We start from the raw sequence: 19,281 nt of genomic DNA on the forward strand, positions 1-19,281 counted from the left end.
CGCAAAGATAGTTATAAATATCAAAAGTTAAAAGGGAAAAAATAAAAAATGGGATAAGGTGAAAAATTCTTTGATAGCTTTGGACAAAATAGCGGCACTATCTGTTTCTATAAATTGGAAATAGAGTGTGATAAACCAAGAACTAAATGATCAAGCAAAAAAATAAATCTTTTTTCTCAGCTAAGGGCCAGGTAGGTTACCAATATCCGATGGCGATCTTAACGACACTGTTTTTTATGTGGGGGTTTGTAACCTGTATGAACGATGTTCTGATCCCACATCTCAAGGGCCTTTTCAATCTAAGCTATTTTGAGGCTATGTTAGTACAGTTCTCCTTTTTTGGGGCATATTTTGTGGGTTCGTTAATATATTTTATCGTGTCTTATTTTTACCGGGACCCTATCAACGCGATCGGTTATAAGGGTGGGGTTTTATTAGGACTATCGACGTCGGCAGTGGGTTGCTTCTTATTCTATCCAGCTGAAAGTATAGGGCTTTATGGGGTTTTTCTTTTAGGATTATTTGTTTTAGGATTAGGTTTTACGCTATTGCAGATTTCGGCAAATGCTTATGTAGCACTTTTGGGAACGCCAGATGGCGCATCTAGCAGGCTCAATTTGGCACAAGCATTTAACTCTTTGGGAACGACTATAGCTCCAATTTTAGGGGGATATCTGGTATTTGAATTATTTGCTGGAACGACAGAAGAATCGGCTAAAGCCACGGGAATTTCGTATATTTTATTTGGACTTTTGTTTATTTTATTTGCCGTCAAAATTTACTTTACCAAATTACCGGAGTTTAAATCTATGCCTACGAAGCAAAAGGGTTTAGGGGCTTTATCCTTTCCCCAACTGCGGGCGGGTATCTTGGCTATATTTTTTTACGTAGGAGCCGAAGTTGCTATCGGAAGTTTTATGATTAGTTTTATCAATGATCCAAGCATACTGGGTGTAGATGAGCATGTTGGTAAAAATTACCTGGCTTTATATTGGGGGGGAGCGATGATTGGTAGATTTGCCGGATCTATTTGGCTTAATGGAAAGATAAATGTGTTTAAGCGGGTAGCTTTCATGATTATAACTATGGTCTTGGTTTTCGGATTGATCTATACCATAATTGACATCTCGTATACACAAATCGTGTATTTTTTATTATTTATGCTATTGAACTGTTTGATCTTTGTCGTAGCGGGAGCGTTCTCTGCTCGAGTATTGACGTTGTTTGCATTAACGAATATCCTCTTAGTGATTTTTACGGCTCTCGGTGGTGGTATATGGACCTTATGGTCGTTGGTGGCGGTCGGGTTATTTAACTCTGTCATGTGGTCAAATATATTTACATTGAGTATCGATGGACTGGATAAGCATACCGGTCAAGGCTCTTCGTTACTGGTTATGGGGATATTAGGGGGAGCACTCATTCCGGTGTTACAAGGATGGCTGGCAGACGTGGTGGGGTTACGTGAATCATTTTTTATCCCTGCTTTGTGCTATACGTATGTTGCTTTCTACGGTGCTATGTTTCTTCGTAAAAGAAAAGTGTCCAATGTCGTAACAGGAGGCCATTAACTGGAATGCTTTGCCGGTGTTTGCTTTAAATTACGGCTGTTTGCCATAAAAAATGTACCTTTAATCCAGCTCATCATTTGCCAATGGATGTAAACCTTCTTCATATAGATAATATTTTATTGCAGCGCTTAAAGCGGGGGGAAGAGCTTGCGTTTGACTATTTCTTTCATCGTTACTTTCCATTGATGGTTACTTTTGCTTCTCGTTTTGTGCCGAATAATGTGTTAGCAGAAGAGATTGTTCAGGACGTGTTTTATAAAGTATGGGAAAGACGAAGTAGTTTTGCAAACGCCCAGGCGTTAAAAGCTTTTTTATATATTTCTACGAAAAATGCATCTTATAATGAGATAAGTAAATTTCAAAACCGATATAAACATCAAGAAGCTTATGCTTCTGAAAACGAATTGACCGAGCAGCCTGTATTACAGGAAATAATCCGTACAGAGGTATATGCCTCTCTTTCTGTTGCTATCCAAACACTGCCTGGGCAATGTCGGAAAATTATTCAGCTATTGTTTGAAGAAGGCAAAAAGCCAATAGAAATTGCGGATGAGCTTGGGATATCCATCAGTACCGTAAACAGCCAGAAGGCGAGAGGGTTAATGCTCCTGAAGCAGCTTCTCAAAGGGAAGGATTTAGACCTGTTATTGTTGATAATCTTTCTGTATTTCTGAGAACGTGTTTGCCAAAACCTTTTTTATAAAAAAAGATATTTTTTTTGGACAAACCGTCAGATGTATCTGTTTCTATAATAAGGAAGCGAAAGTACAACTGGCGCTCTAGTAAATTAATCAATGGATAATAAACGCATGCATCGGGTATTTTATATCGTATCTCTTATTCAGAAACATCTGGATGGCACGTTGACAGCCAATGAGCAGAAATTACTTATCTCATGGAGGGACGAGCATCCTGCTAACCGTCAGCTGTTTGAAGAGTTGTTGCAGGCAAAGAATATTCAAGAGTTCGAAGCATCTTATCTTTCCATTAATACCTCAAGGGCACTTGTTGATTTTAAACGTCGATATACATTAGAGCAAAAATCTCCTGCATCGATACGTAAAATTCTGATAAAGATATCGTACGCTGCGGCTGTTCTCCTTGTTGTCACTGGAGCCACCTGGTTTTTGATGGATAGGCAGCCTCGCCCAACGGTAACGACTGTAGCATTGGAACATCAAGATATCCAACCAGGCGGGAATAGGGCTACGCTTACTTTTGCAGATGGGCGCACGATAGACCTTAGTGAGGAGCAAACAGGTATTATAGTTAACGGAGAAAGTATCAGCTATCAAGAAGATGATATTGAAATTGAAAATTTAGATGCGAAAGAGGCCAAACAGCTTCGGCTGGCTACGCCCAAAGGTGGTATGTATTCTGTTACTCTTTCTGACGGAACGCAAGTGTGGCTTAACGCCGAATCTACGTTAGAATACCCAAGTCACTTTGGAACGGGAGTACGTGTAGTACGGCTGGATGGTGAAGCTTATTTTGATGTTGCAAAAGTAGAAGGTGCGAAACGTACAGGAGGTCACCTGCTACAACCGTTTATCGTAATCAGTCGAGGGCAGCGGGTAGAAGTACTTGGTACAAAATTTAATGTTTCCGTATATGGTGACCAACCGGAGTTGAAAACGACGTTAGTGGAGGGGTCGGTACGGCTAGTGCAAGGCGAAAATGAAAAAGGGCCTAGTGTCATTTTAAAACCTGGGCAGCAGGGGATTGTTTCCGAAGGTGCATTGGCTATTGGCGTGAAGACGGTGGATACCGAAAGTCTGATCGCTTGGAAAGATGGCTATTTTTATTTCAATAATACACCTACGGTAGAATTGATGAAGGAAGTAGCGAGGTGGTACGATGTCGAAGTGGTTTACAAGGGGAAAATGCCCAACGACACGTTTAGTGGAAAAGTTAAGCGTAATACCACATTAATGGGATTGATGGAAATCCTACAGCTCTCTACAATCAACGTTAAACTAGAGGATAATAAGCTGATTATAAATTGAGTGAGTGACAACAAAATAATAACCAATAAATATTTAAACCAAAATTTGATAATATGGTAGATACATAGCAAAAATAAATAGAAAAGGGAAGTGCGACCAACACCTCCCCCTCGTTCTGCAAGTCTGACTGAAACCAAAGTCACAACAGATTACAAAACTAGTAAACACGTAAAATTAATGAAAAATTATTGTTTTTCCTTCTCATGGAAGGAGAATATACCGATTTTTAGACATGCCCATCAATTACTTCGTATTATGAAGTTAGTTTCATTCTTGTTATTTATTACTTGTGTGCATGTAAGTGCTTCTACTAAAGCTCAAAATATTTCCCTAAGTTTGAAAAATGAGGCTTTAAGCAAAGTCTTCAAAGCTATTGAAAAGCAAACGGATTTTGTTGTTGTCTATAACGATCGCTTCGTTCGATCCTCCAAACGGGTATCCATTAAAGTTGACAATGTACCGTTAAAAAATGCCTTGAATGTATTATTGGATCCATTGTCGTTGACTTATCACATTACCGAGGACGCTATCGTGATAACGCCCTCGTCAGAAAAAAACAGTGAAGCGTTGAGCGGGAAAACAAAAATCGTCAAACAACGTGCGATCACGGGTAAGATTAAGGATGAAGAGGGTATGGTGTTACAAGGGGTAACAATAAGTGCGAAAGGTACCTCAAGAACGGTTATATCTGATGCTAATGGGAACTATCGTTTGGTGTTGCCCAATGGAGCAGATACTTTAGTGTTTTCGAATGTCGGATACAAGACGATAGAACGTGCTATAGGTCATCAGGAAAATATTGATGTGACGTTGGAAGCTATTGTCGTGGAGCTGGATCAGATTGTGGCGGTAGGGTATGGAACTATGCATAAGCGCGATTTAACCGGATCCATCAGTTCTGTCAGCGGATCTGATTTGAAGGATATTCCAGTTACGTCCACGGCAGAGGCACTTACGGGCCGTATTGCCGGAGTACAAATCACCCGGTCTGAAGGCAGCCCCGATGCCGATTTCAAAATCCGGATCCGTGGCGGAGGGTCGCTTACACAGGATAATTCGCCACTTTATATTGTCGACGGCTTTCCAGTAGATAATATCAACGATATCTCGCCGACCGATATCGCTTCCATTGATGTGCTGAAAGACGCTTCTTCTACAGCAATTTATGGAGCTCGGGGAGCTAATGGTGTGATATTGATTACCACAAAAATTGGGAAAGCAGGAAAGGGAACAGTAACCTATAACAACTATTTTGGTGTTAAAAACATTACGAAAACGTTGGATGTATTAAGCCCTTATGAATATGTGTTTTGGCAATATGAGGTTGACGAGATTTCGACCCAACTTTCTACTTTCGAGCGCTACTACGGAGATTTTCGGGATATCGATCTGTATAAACAAATGACACCTATCGATTGGCAGGATAGATTATTTGGAAGAACGGGTACGAGCGGATTTCATAATCTTGCCTTCTCTGGCGGGCAAAATGGTAACCGCTATAATATCAGTCTGACGCGTAACGATGACGAGGAGATTATGCTGGGATCGGGGTCTAACCGTACCAATCTGAACGTCAGAACTACAAATAAGGTCAACGATTGGTTGTCTATCGACTTGAATGCGAGACTTTCGGACAACCATCAAAAAGGGGCAGGAACATCTTCCAACAATCGTTTATCGCATGCTGTACAATACCGCCCTATCCATGGATTATCGGATTATGTAGATCCTGAACTAGCTGATCCGGGTGAGTTTGAAGCGTCGGTGATCTACAACAGAGATCCGATTAAGCAAACCATAGATGACTACCGCCGCTATAAGCGATTGAGTTTCGACTTTAGTGGTGCAGCGTCTGTACAACTTACCCGTGAGTTGAAGTACCGTCTGGAGTACGGTAACAGCTACCGGGAATCGACGAACAAGAATTTTTATGGACTGAATACGACTAATGTCAATAATTACGGAGGGCTTCCATTTGCCCGGATTGCAGAAGTTAGTGGAAATCGGCAACGCCTAGCCAATGTGTTGACCTACCGGAAGAGGAATATTCATCCCGGAGGCCATCTGACAGCTACGCTTGGACAAGAACTAGTTTCGGAACGATCCAATTCCATCATCAATTTATCTCGTTATTTTCCAAAGTATATTGATGCCGTCAGTGCATTGAGTATGATGCAGCTGGGAACAGCAGACCCCATATTAACAGCCGAAGATCCTGCCAATAAACTGTCGTCATTTTTTGGACGCGTTAATTACGATTATTTAGGAAAATATTTGATATCCGGAACATTTAGGGCGGATGGATCGAGCAAGTTTGCTGAAGGAAACCAATGGGGATACTTCCCTTCTGTAGCGCTTGCATGGCGGATCAATGAGGAATTATTTATGTTCTCTACAGAAGAATGGCTGAGTGATTTAAAATTGCGCGTGAGTTATGGTCAGTCTGGAAACAATAGGATTACTGACAATGCCTGGCAGAAGACCTTTTCTGTAGCTACGGGGGATATCTTCCTCTCTGGAGATGAAAGCACACATACGCCGTTTCTGGCGCCCGATGGCGTGCTCTCTAATCCGAAATTGAAGTGGGAGACGACAGAGACAAAAAATATTGGGTTAGATTTCGGATTCTTGAATCAACGTATTTCCGGCTCGGTGGAGGTCTACAAAAATATCACGCGGGATCTCTTGATTTCAGCGACTATACCGGCGAGTACGGGCTATTCTACCCAGTGGCAAAACATCGGACAGACGTCCAATAAAGGGATCGAAGTTGCTGTCGCCGGTGACATTATACGGAAAAAGGATTTTACCTTGTCTGCTTCATTTAATATAAGCTTCAACAGAAACAAAATTGATAGACTGGGAGAAGCGAAAGAATGGGAGCAAAACAGTATGTGGTATGGTTGGATCGGAACTGGAACGATAGCGGCTGACTATTTGGTTAAAGAGGGAGGGCAAGTAGGGCAAATGTATGGTTATCAAACAGACGGTATGTATACATTTGATGATTTCAATTACGATCCCGTTGCCCAAACCTATACCCTTAAAGACGGTGTTCCTTCTAATGAATCGCTTTTGAGTACTTCGCTGTTTTGGCCAGGAGCGTTGAGATTTAAAAATCAGAATGATGATCTTGTCATTGATAGTGAAGATAAAGTTATCATCGGAAATGCCAATCCAAAGCATATAGGCGGATTTAATCTGTCGGGTCAATATAAGGGTATTGATTTTTCGGCATTTTTCAACTGGGTTTACGGCAATGATATCTATAATGCAAATAAGATATTTTTCACCAGCCAGCCTTTCGGTTACAAGTATAGAAATATGGTGGGCGAGATGACAATGGATAATCGTTTTACCTACTATAGCCCCGAAACCGGAAATTTAGTGAGCGACCCTACGGCATTAGCTGAAATGAACAAAGACGCGAAAATGTGGTTTCCCGGTATGAGTACCTTACAGCTCCATTCGTGGGCTATTGAGGACGGGTCTTTCTTACGTTTGAATACCCTCACCATTGGATATTCCTTTCCAGCAAGCGTGTTAAACAGGTTAAAACTGAGTCAGCTGCGGATCTACGCTTCGGGCTACAATTTGTGGACATGGACAAATTACTCGGGGTATGATCCCGAAGTGGATGTTATACGACGTACACCTTTAACGCCAGGAGTCGATTGGAGTGCTTATCCGCGCAGTCGTACCTATAATGTTGGTCTAAATGTCGGATTTTAAATAAAAGAATAATGAAAAGAAATATAATATTTGCGACGGCCTTTTTGCTTTCCGGTGTACTTTTTTCGTGTAACGACTATTTAAAGACGGAATCACCTTCGGTATTTACAGAGACCACATCATTTTCTAACGTAGATTTTGCAGAGAAGGTCCTGAACGGTGCTTATGATAACCTGGCATCGACTTATTTGTTCGGTTCTTACTTTCTTTGGTACAATTGCGATAGCGATATTGAGTTCGTCATCGCTGCTAATAACGGGGGAACTTTTAATATTGCACACTACGATGCAGATGAAGGTATCTCACATCTGAACACTTGGTGGAATCTACTTTATTCCTCCATAGAAAGGGCCAATATTTGTATTGACAACCTACCGTCAAGCCCTATCTGGGAAGGAGAACATGCAAAAGAGGCTCAACGTATCTATGCGGAAGCTAAAACGATAAGAGCACTCTGTTACTATGAGTTGATTAAACTCTTCGGCGATGTACCCTTTAAAATTACGTCCACACAAGCGGAAGATAATTATTACCTGCCCAAAACCGATAGAGATGAGATCTATGAATATTTAATTCAGGACCTGAAGGATGCGGAGCCGCTGTTGCCGTGGATGCGCGAGACCAATACGACAGAACGTGTAAATAAAGGGTTCCTAAAAGGGCTACGGGCCCGAATGGCACTTTCGTATGCAGGCTTTTCTTTGCGCAATAAAACCCACGAAACCAAAAGAGGACGCCACTGGGAAGAGTATTACCAAATTGCTAACGACGAATGTCGTGAACTCATTAATAGTAAGGAGCATGCATTGAATTCAAGTTTTGAAAGCGTATTTAAAACATTACAGTCTTATTCGCAGGATTTGTCGAGTAAAGAAGTATTGTTTGAAATTGCCTTGGGGAGATTTATCAGTGGCCGTATTGGATACGATATCGGAATGCTGTTTGGATATACGGTGCCGTCTACCAAATATGGTCGTGGCGTGGGAACTATTCGTACCTCGCCCTACTATTTCTATTCTTTTGATACCGAAGATACACGCCGAAATGTGTCGGTAGAACTATATACGTACGGTCAATCCGGATATGCCGACGTTCAGCGTATGATAGGCTCGGGTGGTACAGAGTTCCGTCCGACAAAGTGGCGGAAATCTTGGATAACACCTGCAATGGGGGGAGACAACCAGACGGTACAGCATACGGGTGTCAACTGGCCTGTGATGCGGTATGCTGATATTCTTTTGATGTATGCCGAAACGGAAAATGAAATCAATAACGGCCCGACCGAAGCGGCGAAAGATGCACTCAAAGAGGTTCGGAAGCGAGCTTTTCCAGAAGGCTTGTGGCCGAGCAAGGTAGAAGATTACGTCGAAGATGAATCGGCTGATAAAGAGCGGTTCTTTGATGCGATAGTTGACGAACGTGCCTGGGAATTTGGTGGCGAAATGTTGCGTAAGACAGATTTGGTACGATGGAATTTATTAGGACCAAAACTCCGTGAAATGAAAGAGGAAAGTCTTAAGATAGTGAACGACGACACGAAGTATCAAACGCTCGTACCGACCCATATATTCTGGCGTTTGGAAAGTGATGGCGAGACTATTGATATTCTCAACCCGGATTACAGATTGCCAAGTACGGCGATACCGGGATACGAACGAAATGCTTGGCTGCCTTCTATGTCGGCAAATGCGAAGCAGGCATTTCAGGAGGCCTTGGATAACGTCGCTCATGGCTATAATGAAGCGAAGAATAACCACCTCTATCCGATTAATGTCAATACGATAACAGCCAGTAACGGTGTGCTGCAAAATGATCAGATGCCTTAATGTATCATTCGATTAAAAAATATTAAGGTCATGTTTAAAAAATATTGTTATGAGACTTATAAAAAATAAATATAGAACTATACTTGTTGTGTTGGGGCTATTCTGCTTAGCAGGCTTAGTTTCTTGTAAAAAGCATAACCTCGAAGATCCAGACAATTCGACCGATCGCCTGTTTCGCCCGCCTATGTTTGCAGCTAGTGTGAATGCAAATGAGGTCACGCTTTCTTGGGTGCCGATTGCTGATGCAACGTATCTGTTGGAAATAAGTAAGGATGAACTTCAGTTTGAAAACGAGGTGCAGCAAATCGAACTGGGAGAGACGGACACGTATGTTTTAGAGGAGTTATGGAGTTCTACACGTTATTCAGCACGCATTAAAGCAATCAGTAAAGATCCTTCCATTAAAGAGTCGGAGTTTACGGCAATTACTTTCCAAACCGGGGCAGAGAATATATTCTATACACCCGAGGAGGAAGATATTACGATAAACTCGGTCTTACTGGGTTGGGACAAAAGTAAAGAGGCCGATCGGATTACCGTGGCGGCCACAGGCACAGCGACCCGCACCATATCATTATCCGCGACGGATATTGAAAATGGTGAAATTCTCGTGGACGCACTGAATCCCGCAACGACGTATACATTTCGAATCTATAAGGGTGAGATGTTGAGAGGCACGCTGACCGTTGAGGTAGGGGCATTGGCATTGGCAGCTCCGGTGTTTATAAACTTCGGAATGAATAATGAGGCATCTGGCTGGAATAACTTGACGAATTATACACAACCATTTCCCCACCTAAATGGTACGATTTCGGACATGGTAGATATGGAGGGAAATACGACTGGAGTGAGTTTTGTCTATGCAACAGGCTTTGGATCATCCGCAGCACGCTTTACCACTGGACCTACAGCAACAAATATATCCGGCTTTGCGATGCCTGATGTTGTTTCTCAACAAGGCTTTTATGGTGTAGATGCTGGCGGAGGGGTAGCTGTATTTCGGTTGGAAGGCTTGAAAAGCGATGTTCAATATGATCTGTGCTTTTTTGCCTCTTACCCTAGTGGAAGTGGTCGTGAGACGAAGTATACAGTAACCGGATCCAATGAAGTTACTACTTCTATTGATCCTCTGGCTAATACTTCTCAGCTTGCCTGCGCCAATGCAGTTTATCCGGACACTGAGGGTAATATTATAATTACGCTTACGAAAGGAGATAATAATACTACGTCAAATGGTTTTTATTGTATCAACGCCATGCGATTGAGCCTATCGAAGTAGAATAGATAAGATCTCTGTAAATATGGACTTATCGATGGGAAAATATGGGTAAGATGGGAGACGATTCACTAATATATAGACATATCATACCTCTATGAAACGATTTCGAACAACGGGAAAAATAGTTTTGGTACTAGCGTGTATGTTATTCGCCTGTTCGGGCGAGTCTGCAAAAAAGGAAATAGATGCGCTTGTAGGGTTGAAAGATACAGCGGATTATCCTGTGGTGGAGATTCTGTCGAACGTCAAAAAGCAGAAGATTGTCTCTGTCGGTGGAAATTATCCACAGGCCAACTACACAACGGCAGCTTGGGATCTTGTTGGCAAGAACACGATCGAGCAGTTCAAGCCCACCCATGTCCGGGTTGCACTGCCCCTCCAGTTCTATGGCGTGAGTTATGAAAGCTATAAAGGGGAAAAGATCCTGGATCAGCCTCGTGTGATTTCGCTGCTGGAGACCATGCGAGATATGAAGGAAGATTATGGCGTGGTTAATTTTACCGTTTCGGTATGGCGTGTAGCCAATGAGCTTGTCGAAAATCCCGATGATCAAAATAAGCGTCGGATTAAGCACGACAAGTATAACGAGGTGATCGATATGATTGAAGCTTTTCTCTTAGCTGCGAAGAACGTCTATGGTGTGGAAACGGATTATTTTTCTTTCAACGAATCGAATGGGGGCTATATGACATTGTTCAGTGCGGAGGAATCTATCACGTTCATAAAAATGGCAGGTGAGCGGTTCGAGCATTTGGGGTTGAAAACTATCTTTCTTTGGGGTGATACCTCATCCACAAAAACCACAGTTCCGTTTGCCTCTGCCATTGCGGCCGATCCTGATGTGGTGAAGTATCTGGGACCGCTAAGTTTTCACAGTTGGTGGTCCGAAGAGGAACCCAATTCTATTTTTGAAGAGGTGGCGAACTTAGCCAAGACATATAACCGTCCGGTATGGTGTACCGAGCTCGGCCATGATGCGCTTGCCCACCAAACGCCGGGTTATAACCTGAATTGGGATTACGCTTTCCGGTTTGCGAAGATATCCCACCGTGTATTTTGCTATTCCAACACAGAAGTGTCGATGTTCTGGACCTGGCAAAAAAATTACGAAATCATGTCGGCTGATACATTGACCAAATATCCGATTTATTATTTAACCCGACATCAGACGGATTTTCTAAATGGAGTACAATTGGTGGAAGCGCAAAGTTCGGATGAGGAAATTCTTGCATTGACGGGTTTTAATGAAGATAATAAACTGATATTGCAATTAATCAACTTGAAATCCGAACCTGTGACTATACGAGTACCGGATGTCGCCGGCACCAAGGCATACATGGTAACCTCCACCGAAGGCAATTTATGGGAGGGGATGAATATGGTATTTGTGCCGGGATCAAATAGCATTTACCTGAAGTTAAAAGCAGAGTCTGTCAATACCGTGGTTTTTTAGTTTACATGCAAGTACTATACATATAAGATTAAGATAAGATTTATGAAGCGATTTTTAAGAAAAGTAACGATGACGCTTGTATTAGGATGCATTTTGTCTGTCGGATTTGGGCAGTCTCGATCAAAAGACAACGATGCAACCCGATCACGTGCAGTGGTAAAAGTTCTCCCAGAAAGTAAGAAGCAGAAAATAATTTCAATTGGCGGGAATTACTGCCAAGCCAATTATAAAGGCGATGCATGGGACTTGGTGGGAGAAGCCACATTGGAGGAATTTAAACCGACACATGTACGCGTCGCGCTCCCTTTACAGTTTTGGTTAGATTATAAAGTTTATAAGGGCAAACGGATCCTCAAACAACCCGCCGTAATCTCCCTGCTACGGGCCATGAAAAGAATGAAAGAAAAGTATGGAGTGGTTAGTTTTACATTGTCCGTGTGGAGAGTGCCTAACGAACTGGTTGAAAATCCGGAGGCTTATAACAAACGACGTATAAAACCAGAATATTATGGTGAAGTCATTGATATGATCGAAGCTTTTTTGGTTGAAGCCAAAGAACGGTACGATGTCGAAGTGGACTATTTCTCGTTCAACGAATCGAATGGGGGATACATGACTCTTTTTACGCCGGAGGAGACGATTGAATTCTTTAAGCTGGCCGGACCAAGATTTGAGCAGGCCGGACTGAAGACTGTCTTCTTGTGGGGTGACACGTCGTCAACAAAACCCACAGTCGCCTTTGCTTCTAAAATCGCTGCTGATCCCAGTATCGTGAAATACCTCGGACCGCTAAGCTTTCACAGCTGGTGGTCTGAGAATCTCCCAGATTCAGAATTTGAACGTATCGCCGCACTAGCAAAAAAATGGGGGAGACCCGTATGGTGTACGGAATTGGGACATAATGCCGTAGCTCATAAAACGAAGGATTACAATAAAAACTGGGATTATGCATTTCGCTTTGCGAAGATATCCCATCGGGTTTTTAAGTATTCCGGGACAGAAGTCTCCATGTTCTGGACTTGGCAAAATAATTACGAGATCATGTCCGCTGACACGTTGACCAAGTACCCCGTCTATTATATTACAAGACACCAAACTGATTTCTGGAATAATGTACAGGTAATCGATGCACAAAGTTCGGATAAGGATATTCTTTCTTTAGCCGGATTTAATGCAGATCATAAAATGATTTTACAATTGGTCAATTTGAAGAACGAACCTGTCGTCGTAAAGTTGGAAAATATCCCTACGATGACACCTCGGGTCGTAACGTCGACTGAACATAAATTGTGGAGCGAAAAAAAGGCAAACCTTAATGCAGGCACGCTCACATTGGATGCACAATCGGTCAATACACTAGTTTTTTGATCATAACAAATACGAATGCTTCGAGAAAAGAATAGACAGATCGCATTGATTACAGGTGCTGGACAAGGTATTGGTCGTGCGTTGGCCTTAAGTTTGGCTGCAAAAGGTTTTGTCGTTTTCGTGAACGATGTGAATGCCGATAGGGCAAACCAAGTCGTTGACGAGATCCTTAAGGCTGGAGGAACAGCCTATGTGAAATGTGCCGATGTTTCTAATGAGGGGGTCGTGCGCACGATGATTAATGGGATTATAGCCGAATTTGGGCCCATCGATATATTGATAAACAATGCACGGACAGAACCTCCGCGGCCAGAAAAATTTTCGCTTGGCGAGTGGTGGGACCGCATCTTTGCGGTGAATTTAAAAGGGGCTTATTTATGTTCTTTGGCTTGTTTTGATGCAATGGAGCAACAGGGCTATGGCCGTATTATTAATATTTCATCCATACAAGCCTACGCAGGGAAAGCAGAAGAGGATTGGATCGCGTACAGTAGTGCTAAATCAGGCATGTTGGGGTTGAGTCGTTCGTTTGCAAAACGTGGAATGACATCGGGTATTACGACCAACATTGTTGCACCGGATTATATCGAGACCGAGGTCATGGAAAGACGATGGGGCAAGGAAAAAATGGCACAGTACGCCAATTCTGTGCCTGTTGGCAGAGGAGGTAAGCCGGACGATGTGGTAAAAGCAGTCTTATTTCTTATCGATTCGGATTTTATTACTGGGGAAACAATTTTTGTCAATGGCGGCCGATTTGTGCTGTCTTGATAAACCTTAAGAAACTTTAAATAGATGAAACCATCATGATTTTAAACCACACACGGGAGTGAATAAACTGAGCTTGCGAGCTTACTCCCCTTATGTAAACGCTGGTGAAAAATCTGATAGCTTCATCACCGATAAAAAACAAATTTAAATAGATGAAAATTACAAACATAAAAACTTGGCTGTGTGATGCATATCGGACGAATTTCGCTTTTGTCAAAATTGAGACAGATAGTGGGATAGTCGGATATGGTGAGTCTTCCATAGGGCAGTTCGAACATGCTATCCTCGGCATGTTCAAGGATCTTGAACGTAAAATCATTGGGTTAGACCCGAGAGATGTCGACAAAATTTTGCATGATTTGAATCGAGACTCGTTCTGGCGCGGTGGGCCTGTGTTAAGTAGCGCTTTGTCGGGGATAGATATGGCCTTATGGGATATTAAAGGAAAACTGTGGGGTGAACCTATATGGCAACTTTTAGGTGGAAAAATGCGAGACAAGGTGTCCTGTTATGCAAATGCCTGGTTTGTGGGAGCTAAGACGCCTGAGGAGTTCGCAGCAAAAGCAAAAGTTGCTATGCAGGGGGGATGGAAAGCTTTAAAATGGGATCCCTTTGGCAGTTGTTACCGAGATATCAGTACAAGTGAGTTGGACAGATCATTGGCTTGTGTTGCAGCTGTACGAGAAGCCGTTGGCAAAGGTGTGGATTTGATGATCGAGTGCCATGGCCGGTTTAATCTGGAAAGTGCTACGCGTATTGCACATGGATTAGAGGAATTTGATGTGATGTGGATGGAGGAGCCCTTGTTTCCTGAGCTCCAATACACGATGCCCGACCTGCGGCGTAAAATAAATGTTCCGCTAGCGACGGGTGAACGTATTTATAATAAATATCAGGCAATGGATTTTATCAAGCAGGGTTATGCCGATTTCATACAGCCGGATGCGAGCAAGGTCGGAATTGTCGATATGCGGGCGATTGCCAGTATGGCTGAAGCTAGTGGCATAGGATTTTGTCCGCACAATCCGATGGGACCTTTGACGAATGCCGTAACGCTTCATATTGCAGCGTCTACACCTAACTTTTTCCTATTGGAAACAATGATCAATGACGTGCCATGGCGGACGGAGCTGAGTGATGAACAGATTTTTGTAGAAGAGGGCGAGATGCTTGTGCCAAATAAACCCGGGATTGGTATTACGCTGCGGGAAGAAGGATTAGAAAAGCACCCTTACAAATCCCATTCCTTACGTCACTACCGGGGAGATCTGACGGCGATAAGGCCTGAAGGCGCTAAAGAATGGTTTACACGTAATAGCAATACGTATGGAAAGTAATATCGCCCTGCATGCAACGAGTCATCTAGGATGGGTCGATTATGGTATTTTTATCTTTTATCTCTTAATAACCATTGCCATCGGATTGTATTTCTCCAAAGGACAAAAAGATATTAAAGAATATCTGATGGCCGGCAAGAGTATGAAGTCGCTGGTAGTCGCCATTACGGTAATGGTCAGTGTCTTCTCCGGCATTAGCTTTTTAGGGTTCCCGGCAGAGGTCTATTCCAATGGTATGGGGTATTCTTTATTGGCTTTCACATCGTTTGTCACGACACCGATTGTCAACTCATTATTCATGCCTTTCTTTCATCGCGTGAAGTTGTTTAGTGCTTATCAATATTTGGAAGCGAGGTTTACCGGCAAGCTCCGGACCACTATTGCCATCATCTTTTTGAGTCGGACGCTTTTATGGCTGTCATTGGTTATATATGCGCCTGCGTTGGCACTGGAGCATGTCACGGGTTTTCCACTTTGGATATTGGTACTGGCGATGGGTTGTATTACGACATTTTATACCACATTGGGAGGAATGAAAGCGGTAATATGGGGAGACGTCCTCCAGTTTGTTGTATTAATGGGCGGCCTAATTGCTATACTCATCGTAGCCGTACTGGGTACAGAAGGAGGATTAGACGGTGTCTGGGCTATCGGTAAGGAAACAGGTCATATCTCTTTCGACTTTAGTTTCAATCCTGCCGTCCGGGTTACTGTTTGGGGCGTTATACTTGGAGGGGCTGTGCACAACCTTGTCCTATTAGCGACAGATCAGACGTCTATTCAACGGTATATGACAGCCAAAGATTTAAAAACTGCTCGGAAATCGATGTGGATCAAAGCTTTTGTGTGGGTGCCTTGTGCATTTCTCTTTTATTTCACCGGACTTGTAATCTATTGCTTCTACCGGGACTCCGGATATGATCCGGTATCTTCTGGGGCATTGTTGAATGTGGATCAAATTCTTCCCTATTTCGTTGTCAATGAGATGCCAAAGGGCTTTGCCGGATTGATAATTGCCGGAATTGCGGCGGCGTCGATGTCAAGCATTTCTTCGGGCGTTAACTCCATGACGACCGTGTCATTGGTTGATCTGATAGCACCTTATTCAAAACAGGATATCGATGAAGATAAAAAGGTGCGGTATGCACGCATCATGACAATCATATATGGAATTGTCATCACATTGATTGCTTTCTCTGCTGGTCGATTTGGATCACTCTTAGAAGCGCCGGTACGGATTTTTGGGATGTTGGGTGGTCCGTTACTGGGCTTGTTTTTGTTGGGTATGTTGTCGCAGCGTGCTAACGCACAAGGTGCTATTATCGGTTGGTTGTCTGGGACGCTCGTCACTATAGCTGTTGTATTTGCTACGGATATTTCCTTCTTATGGTATGCGTTGATCGGCGTGATTAGCTGTTATGTAATCGGTTTGGTATTCAGCTTCTTGTGGCCAAAGCCGATGAAGGATAAAACGCAAGGTTTCGTATGGAAATCTAGGTTTGAGAGTGAGGAGAACTAAAACGTGTCACAAATGAAGAAAAAAATACAAGGTGTAGTTGTTCCGCTTATTACACCGCTGAAAGATCAGGCAGCGGTAGATGAAATGGGCCTGGCACGTTTGATCGACTATGTTGTGAAAGGAGGTGTTGACGCCGTTTTTGCACTAGGGACGACGGGAGAAGGACCTTGCCTAAGCAATAGAATGAAGAGGGATCTCATTAGCTATACGAATCAGCACCTTCGAGGACGTATGAAAAACTTGGTTGGGATTATCGACACCTCTCCGGAAGAAAGTATCCGATGGAGTGGCATAGCAGCAGATAATGGTGCCGACGCCGTAGTTTTGGCGCCACCGTCTTATTTTCCTTTTACGCCAGAGGAATTAGAGGCTTATGTGCGCCATATTGCGTACCATTCCCCTTTGCCAGTCCTACTTTATAATATTCCACGTTTGACTAAAACAGCTTTTGACATAGAGACTATACGACGTTTGGCGGATCAAAAAAATATCATCGGATTTAAGGATAGCTCGCGGGATTGGATGTATTTTCAAGATGTGCTCAACGTAGCTAAGGCCCGTCCAGATTGGACGGTTTTGACGGGAACTGAAGAACTGTTGGTCAAGTCCATGGAAGCCGGAGCGGATGGTGGAGTATTGGGTGGAGCTAATATCTTCCCGAGGTTGTTGTCCTCTTTTTATCAAGCCATAAAAAACAACAATGTCTCTGAAGTAGCCCGCTTGGAAAGTACCCTTTCGGACTACAGACGCATATATTCGTCGGGTATCGGTGCGACATCATCCATACAAACGATAAAATATATCTTGGAGCAACAGGGGATTTGTCGACGTACCATGACAGTGCCTTTTAAAGTTATGGATGAGAACACTGGAAGACGAGTTTCAGAGATCGTCGGGCATTATTTTAATAACACAAGTCAATCCATTTAACATGTTTTTTATGATGCAAAAAGGAATTTCATTTTTTATTTTACTTCTCACCGGATTTACAGCTCTTGCCCAACTCAAGTTGCCGGCATTGGTCGCTGACAGTATGGTACTACAGCGGGACCAACCGGTAAAAATATGGGGATGGAGTCTGTCGGACAAGGAAGTAACTATTTTATTTAAAGATAAAATCTATAGGGCCAATCCAGACAAAGATAAAAAATGGGTAGCCACCCTTGAGGCGACGCAAGCTGGAGGACCCTATAGCATTGGGATAAGTACAGCGGGTCAATCTATAAAAATAAAGGAAATTCTGTTCGGCGACGTATGGGTATGTTCAGGACAGAGTAATATGTCTTTTGCTATGTCGAGTCTGGCTGAAAAGGAAGCTGATGATATTGCGCATGCTACCAACACGAATATCCGTGAGTTTCAGGTAAAACGGCAATACAGTTTTGAACCGCGGGAGAATGTCATCGGAAAATGGAAACAGGCCAATCCGGAAAATGTTCTCCGGTTTAGTGCGGTTGCTTATTATATGGCCAAAAATCTCTATGAAAAATATAAAATACCGATTGGGATCATTCACTCCAGTTGGGGCGGTACGCCTGCCGAAGCTTGGACTGCAGCGGAAGATTTAAAAGCATTCCCGGACTATTTGGAAAAATATAACTTTTACCGAGATACGGTAAATCTACAAGCTGCATTAAATCAGGAAAATGAGATACAGAGTGACCAGCGTAATGGCCAAAAGAAAATAAGGATGCATTACCAGCCGGCTACATTGTTTAACGCAATGATCGCACCGTTGATTCCTTATACCATCAAAGGATTTGCGTGGTATCAAGGGGAGGCGAATACGAGAAAGGCGGAGGAATATGCAAAACTTTTACCCGCGCTGATCGAAGGTTGGCGTAGCCGTTGGCAGCAGGGTGATTTGCCATTTTTGATCGTACAATTGGCGAATTATATGGCCCCTCAAAAACGACCTTCCGAAGGTGGATGGGCATGGATACGGGAATCCCAATTGAAAGTTTCCCAGACCGTTCCCAATACAGCGTTAGCGGTTGCTATTGATATTGGTGAGGCCAAGGATATCCATCCTTTAAATAAAAAAGAAGTGGGCAGGAGGTTAGCATTGGCTGCCGAAAGAATAGCTTATCACGATAAAAATGTGGTGTATAGTGGCCCGACCTATCAGTCGATGAAGAAGGAAGGCAATAAAATTATTTTGTCGTTTACGAATATCGGTAGTGGATTAATGGCCGATGGAGGTCAGCTTGCTCGATTCGCTATTGCCGGCAAGGACAAAAAATTTGTCTGGGCATCGGCGAAAATTGAAGATGATCAGGTCGTGGTTTGGAGTGAAGATATAAAAGATCCCGAGGCTGTGCGGTATGCATGGGGCAGCAATCCGGAAGGGTATAATTTATACAATAGAGAGGGATTACCAGCATCGCCTTTCCGGACAGATAGCTGGGAAAGATAAATG

At 43.0% G+C, this 19,281-nt stretch carries 13 protein-coding genes; all 13 read left to right on the top strand.

Translation table 11 applies throughout. The features are described 5' to 3' along the window. The first annotated feature begins 146 nt into the window (after positions 1–146). Positions 147–1,571: a sugar MFS transporter gene (locus G5B30_RS11135; RefSeq protein ID WP_240903187.1), complete on the top strand. Its 1,425-nt coding sequence runs from the start codon at positions 147–149 to the stop codon at positions 1,569–1,571. Between the two features lie 83 nt (positions 1,572–1,654). Beyond that, positions 1,655–2,245, top strand: coding sequence for an RNA polymerase sigma-70 factor (locus G5B30_RS11140; RefSeq protein WP_206367090.1), 591 nt, complete (start codon positions 1,655–1,657; stop codon positions 2,243–2,245). A gap of 120 nt (positions 2,246–2,365) precedes the next feature. Further along, the gene (locus tag G5B30_RS11145; RefSeq protein WP_165320072.1) at positions 2,366–3,577 is read left to right on the top strand and encodes a FecR family protein; all 1,212 of its coding nucleotides are present in this window, start codon (positions 2,366–2,368) and stop codon (positions 3,575–3,577) included. A 255-nt stretch (positions 3,578–3,832) separates the two neighbouring features. Next, on the top strand, positions 3,833–7,309 hold the full coding sequence (locus G5B30_RS11150) for a TonB-dependent receptor (protein WP_165320073.1): 3,477 nt from the start codon (positions 3,833–3,835) through the stop codon (positions 7,307–7,309). An 11-nt stretch (positions 7,310–7,320) separates the two neighbouring features. Then, positions 7,321–9,135, top strand: a complete 1,815-nt coding sequence (locus G5B30_RS11155) for a RagB/SusD family nutrient uptake outer membrane protein (RefSeq protein WP_165320074.1) — start codon at positions 7,321–7,323, stop codon at positions 9,133–9,135. Between the two features lie 49 nt (positions 9,136–9,184). Further along, a complete protein-coding gene (locus tag G5B30_RS11160; protein ID WP_165320075.1) occupies positions 9,185–10,414 on the top strand; it encodes a fibronectin type III domain-containing protein in 1,230 nt (409 codons plus the stop codon). A gap of 94 nt (positions 10,415–10,508) precedes the next feature. Beyond that, positions 10,509–11,867, top strand: a complete 1,359-nt coding sequence (locus tag G5B30_RS11165) for a hypothetical protein (protein WP_165320076.1) — start codon at positions 10,509–10,511, stop codon at positions 11,865–11,867. A gap of 42 nt (positions 11,868–11,909) precedes the next feature. Further along, the gene (locus G5B30_RS11170; RefSeq protein WP_165320077.1) at positions 11,910–13,235 is read left to right on the top strand and encodes a hypothetical protein; all 1,326 of its coding nucleotides are present in this window, start codon (positions 11,910–11,912) and stop codon (positions 13,233–13,235) included. Positions 13,236–13,250: 15 nt separating this feature from the next. Next, positions 13,251–14,006, top strand: a complete 756-nt coding sequence (locus G5B30_RS11175) for an SDR family NAD(P)-dependent oxidoreductase (protein ID WP_165320078.1) — start codon at positions 13,251–13,253, stop codon at positions 14,004–14,006. Positions 14,007–14,158: 152 nt separating this feature from the next. Then, on the top strand, positions 14,159–15,343 hold the full coding sequence (locus G5B30_RS11180) for a mandelate racemase/muconate lactonizing enzyme family protein (RefSeq protein WP_165320079.1): 1,185 nt from the start codon (positions 14,159–14,161) through the stop codon (positions 15,341–15,343). After that, a complete protein-coding gene (locus G5B30_RS11185) occupies positions 15,333–16,862 on the top strand; it encodes a sodium:solute symporter family transporter (protein ID WP_165320080.1) in 1,530 nt (509 codons plus the stop codon). Before G5B30_RS11180 ends, G5B30_RS11185 begins: the two co-directional genes overlap by 11 nt. 12 nt (positions 16,863–16,874) lie before the next feature. Further along, positions 16,875–17,792, top strand: a complete 918-nt coding sequence (locus G5B30_RS11190) for a dihydrodipicolinate synthase family protein (protein WP_165320081.1) — start codon at positions 16,875–16,877, stop codon at positions 17,790–17,792. Between the two features lie 10 nt (positions 17,793–17,802). Beyond that, the gene (locus G5B30_RS11195; protein ID WP_165320082.1) at positions 17,803–19,278 is read left to right on the top strand and encodes a sialate O-acetylesterase; all 1,476 of its coding nucleotides are present in this window, start codon (positions 17,803–17,805) and stop codon (positions 19,276–19,278) included. Positions 19,279–19,281 lie beyond the last annotated feature (3 nt).

It is taken from the genome of Sphingobacterium sp. SGG-5 (assembly GCF_011043525.1).
Classification (GTDB): Bacteria; Bacteroidota; Bacteroidia; order Sphingobacteriales; family Sphingobacteriaceae; genus Sphingobacterium.

Coding starts and splice junctions, on each gene's coding strand:
- G5B30_RS11140 (WP_206367090.1), top strand. CDS start 1,655: ATGGATGTAAACCTTCTTCATATAGATAATATTTTATTGCAGCGCTTA.
- G5B30_RS11185 (WP_165320080.1), top strand. CDS start 15,333: ATGGAAAGTAATATCGCCCTGCATGCAACGAGTCATCTAGGATGGGTC.
- G5B30_RS11190 (WP_165320081.1), top strand. CDS start 16,875: ATGAAGAAAAAAATACAAGGTGTAGTTGTTCCGCTTATTACACCGCTG.
- G5B30_RS11180 (WP_165320079.1), top strand. CDS start 14,159: ATGAAAATTACAAACATAAAAACTTGGCTGTGTGATGCATATCGGACG.
- G5B30_RS11135 (WP_240903187.1), top strand. CDS start 147: ATGATCAAGCAAAAAAATAAATCTTTTTTCTCAGCTAAGGGCCAGGTA.
- G5B30_RS11175 (WP_165320078.1), top strand. CDS start 13,251: ATGCTTCGAGAAAAGAATAGACAGATCGCATTGATTACAGGTGCTGGA.
- G5B30_RS11150 (WP_165320073.1), top strand. CDS start 3,833: ATGAAGTTAGTTTCATTCTTGTTATTTATTACTTGTGTGCATGTAAGT.
- G5B30_RS11165 (WP_165320076.1), top strand. CDS start 10,509: ATGAAACGATTTCGAACAACGGGAAAAATAGTTTTGGTACTAGCGTGT.
- G5B30_RS11170 (WP_165320077.1), top strand. CDS start 11,910: ATGAAGCGATTTTTAAGAAAAGTAACGATGACGCTTGTATTAGGATGC.
- G5B30_RS11155 (WP_165320074.1), top strand. CDS start 7,321: ATGAAAAGAAATATAATATTTGCGACGGCCTTTTTGCTTTCCGGTGTA.
- G5B30_RS11160 (WP_165320075.1), top strand. CDS start 9,185: ATGAGACTTATAAAAAATAAATATAGAACTATACTTGTTGTGTTGGGG.
- G5B30_RS11195 (WP_165320082.1), top strand. CDS start 17,803: ATGATGCAAAAAGGAATTTCATTTTTTATTTTACTTCTCACCGGATTT.
- G5B30_RS11145 (WP_165320072.1), top strand. CDS start 2,366: ATGGATAATAAACGCATGCATCGGGTATTTTATATCGTATCTCTTATT.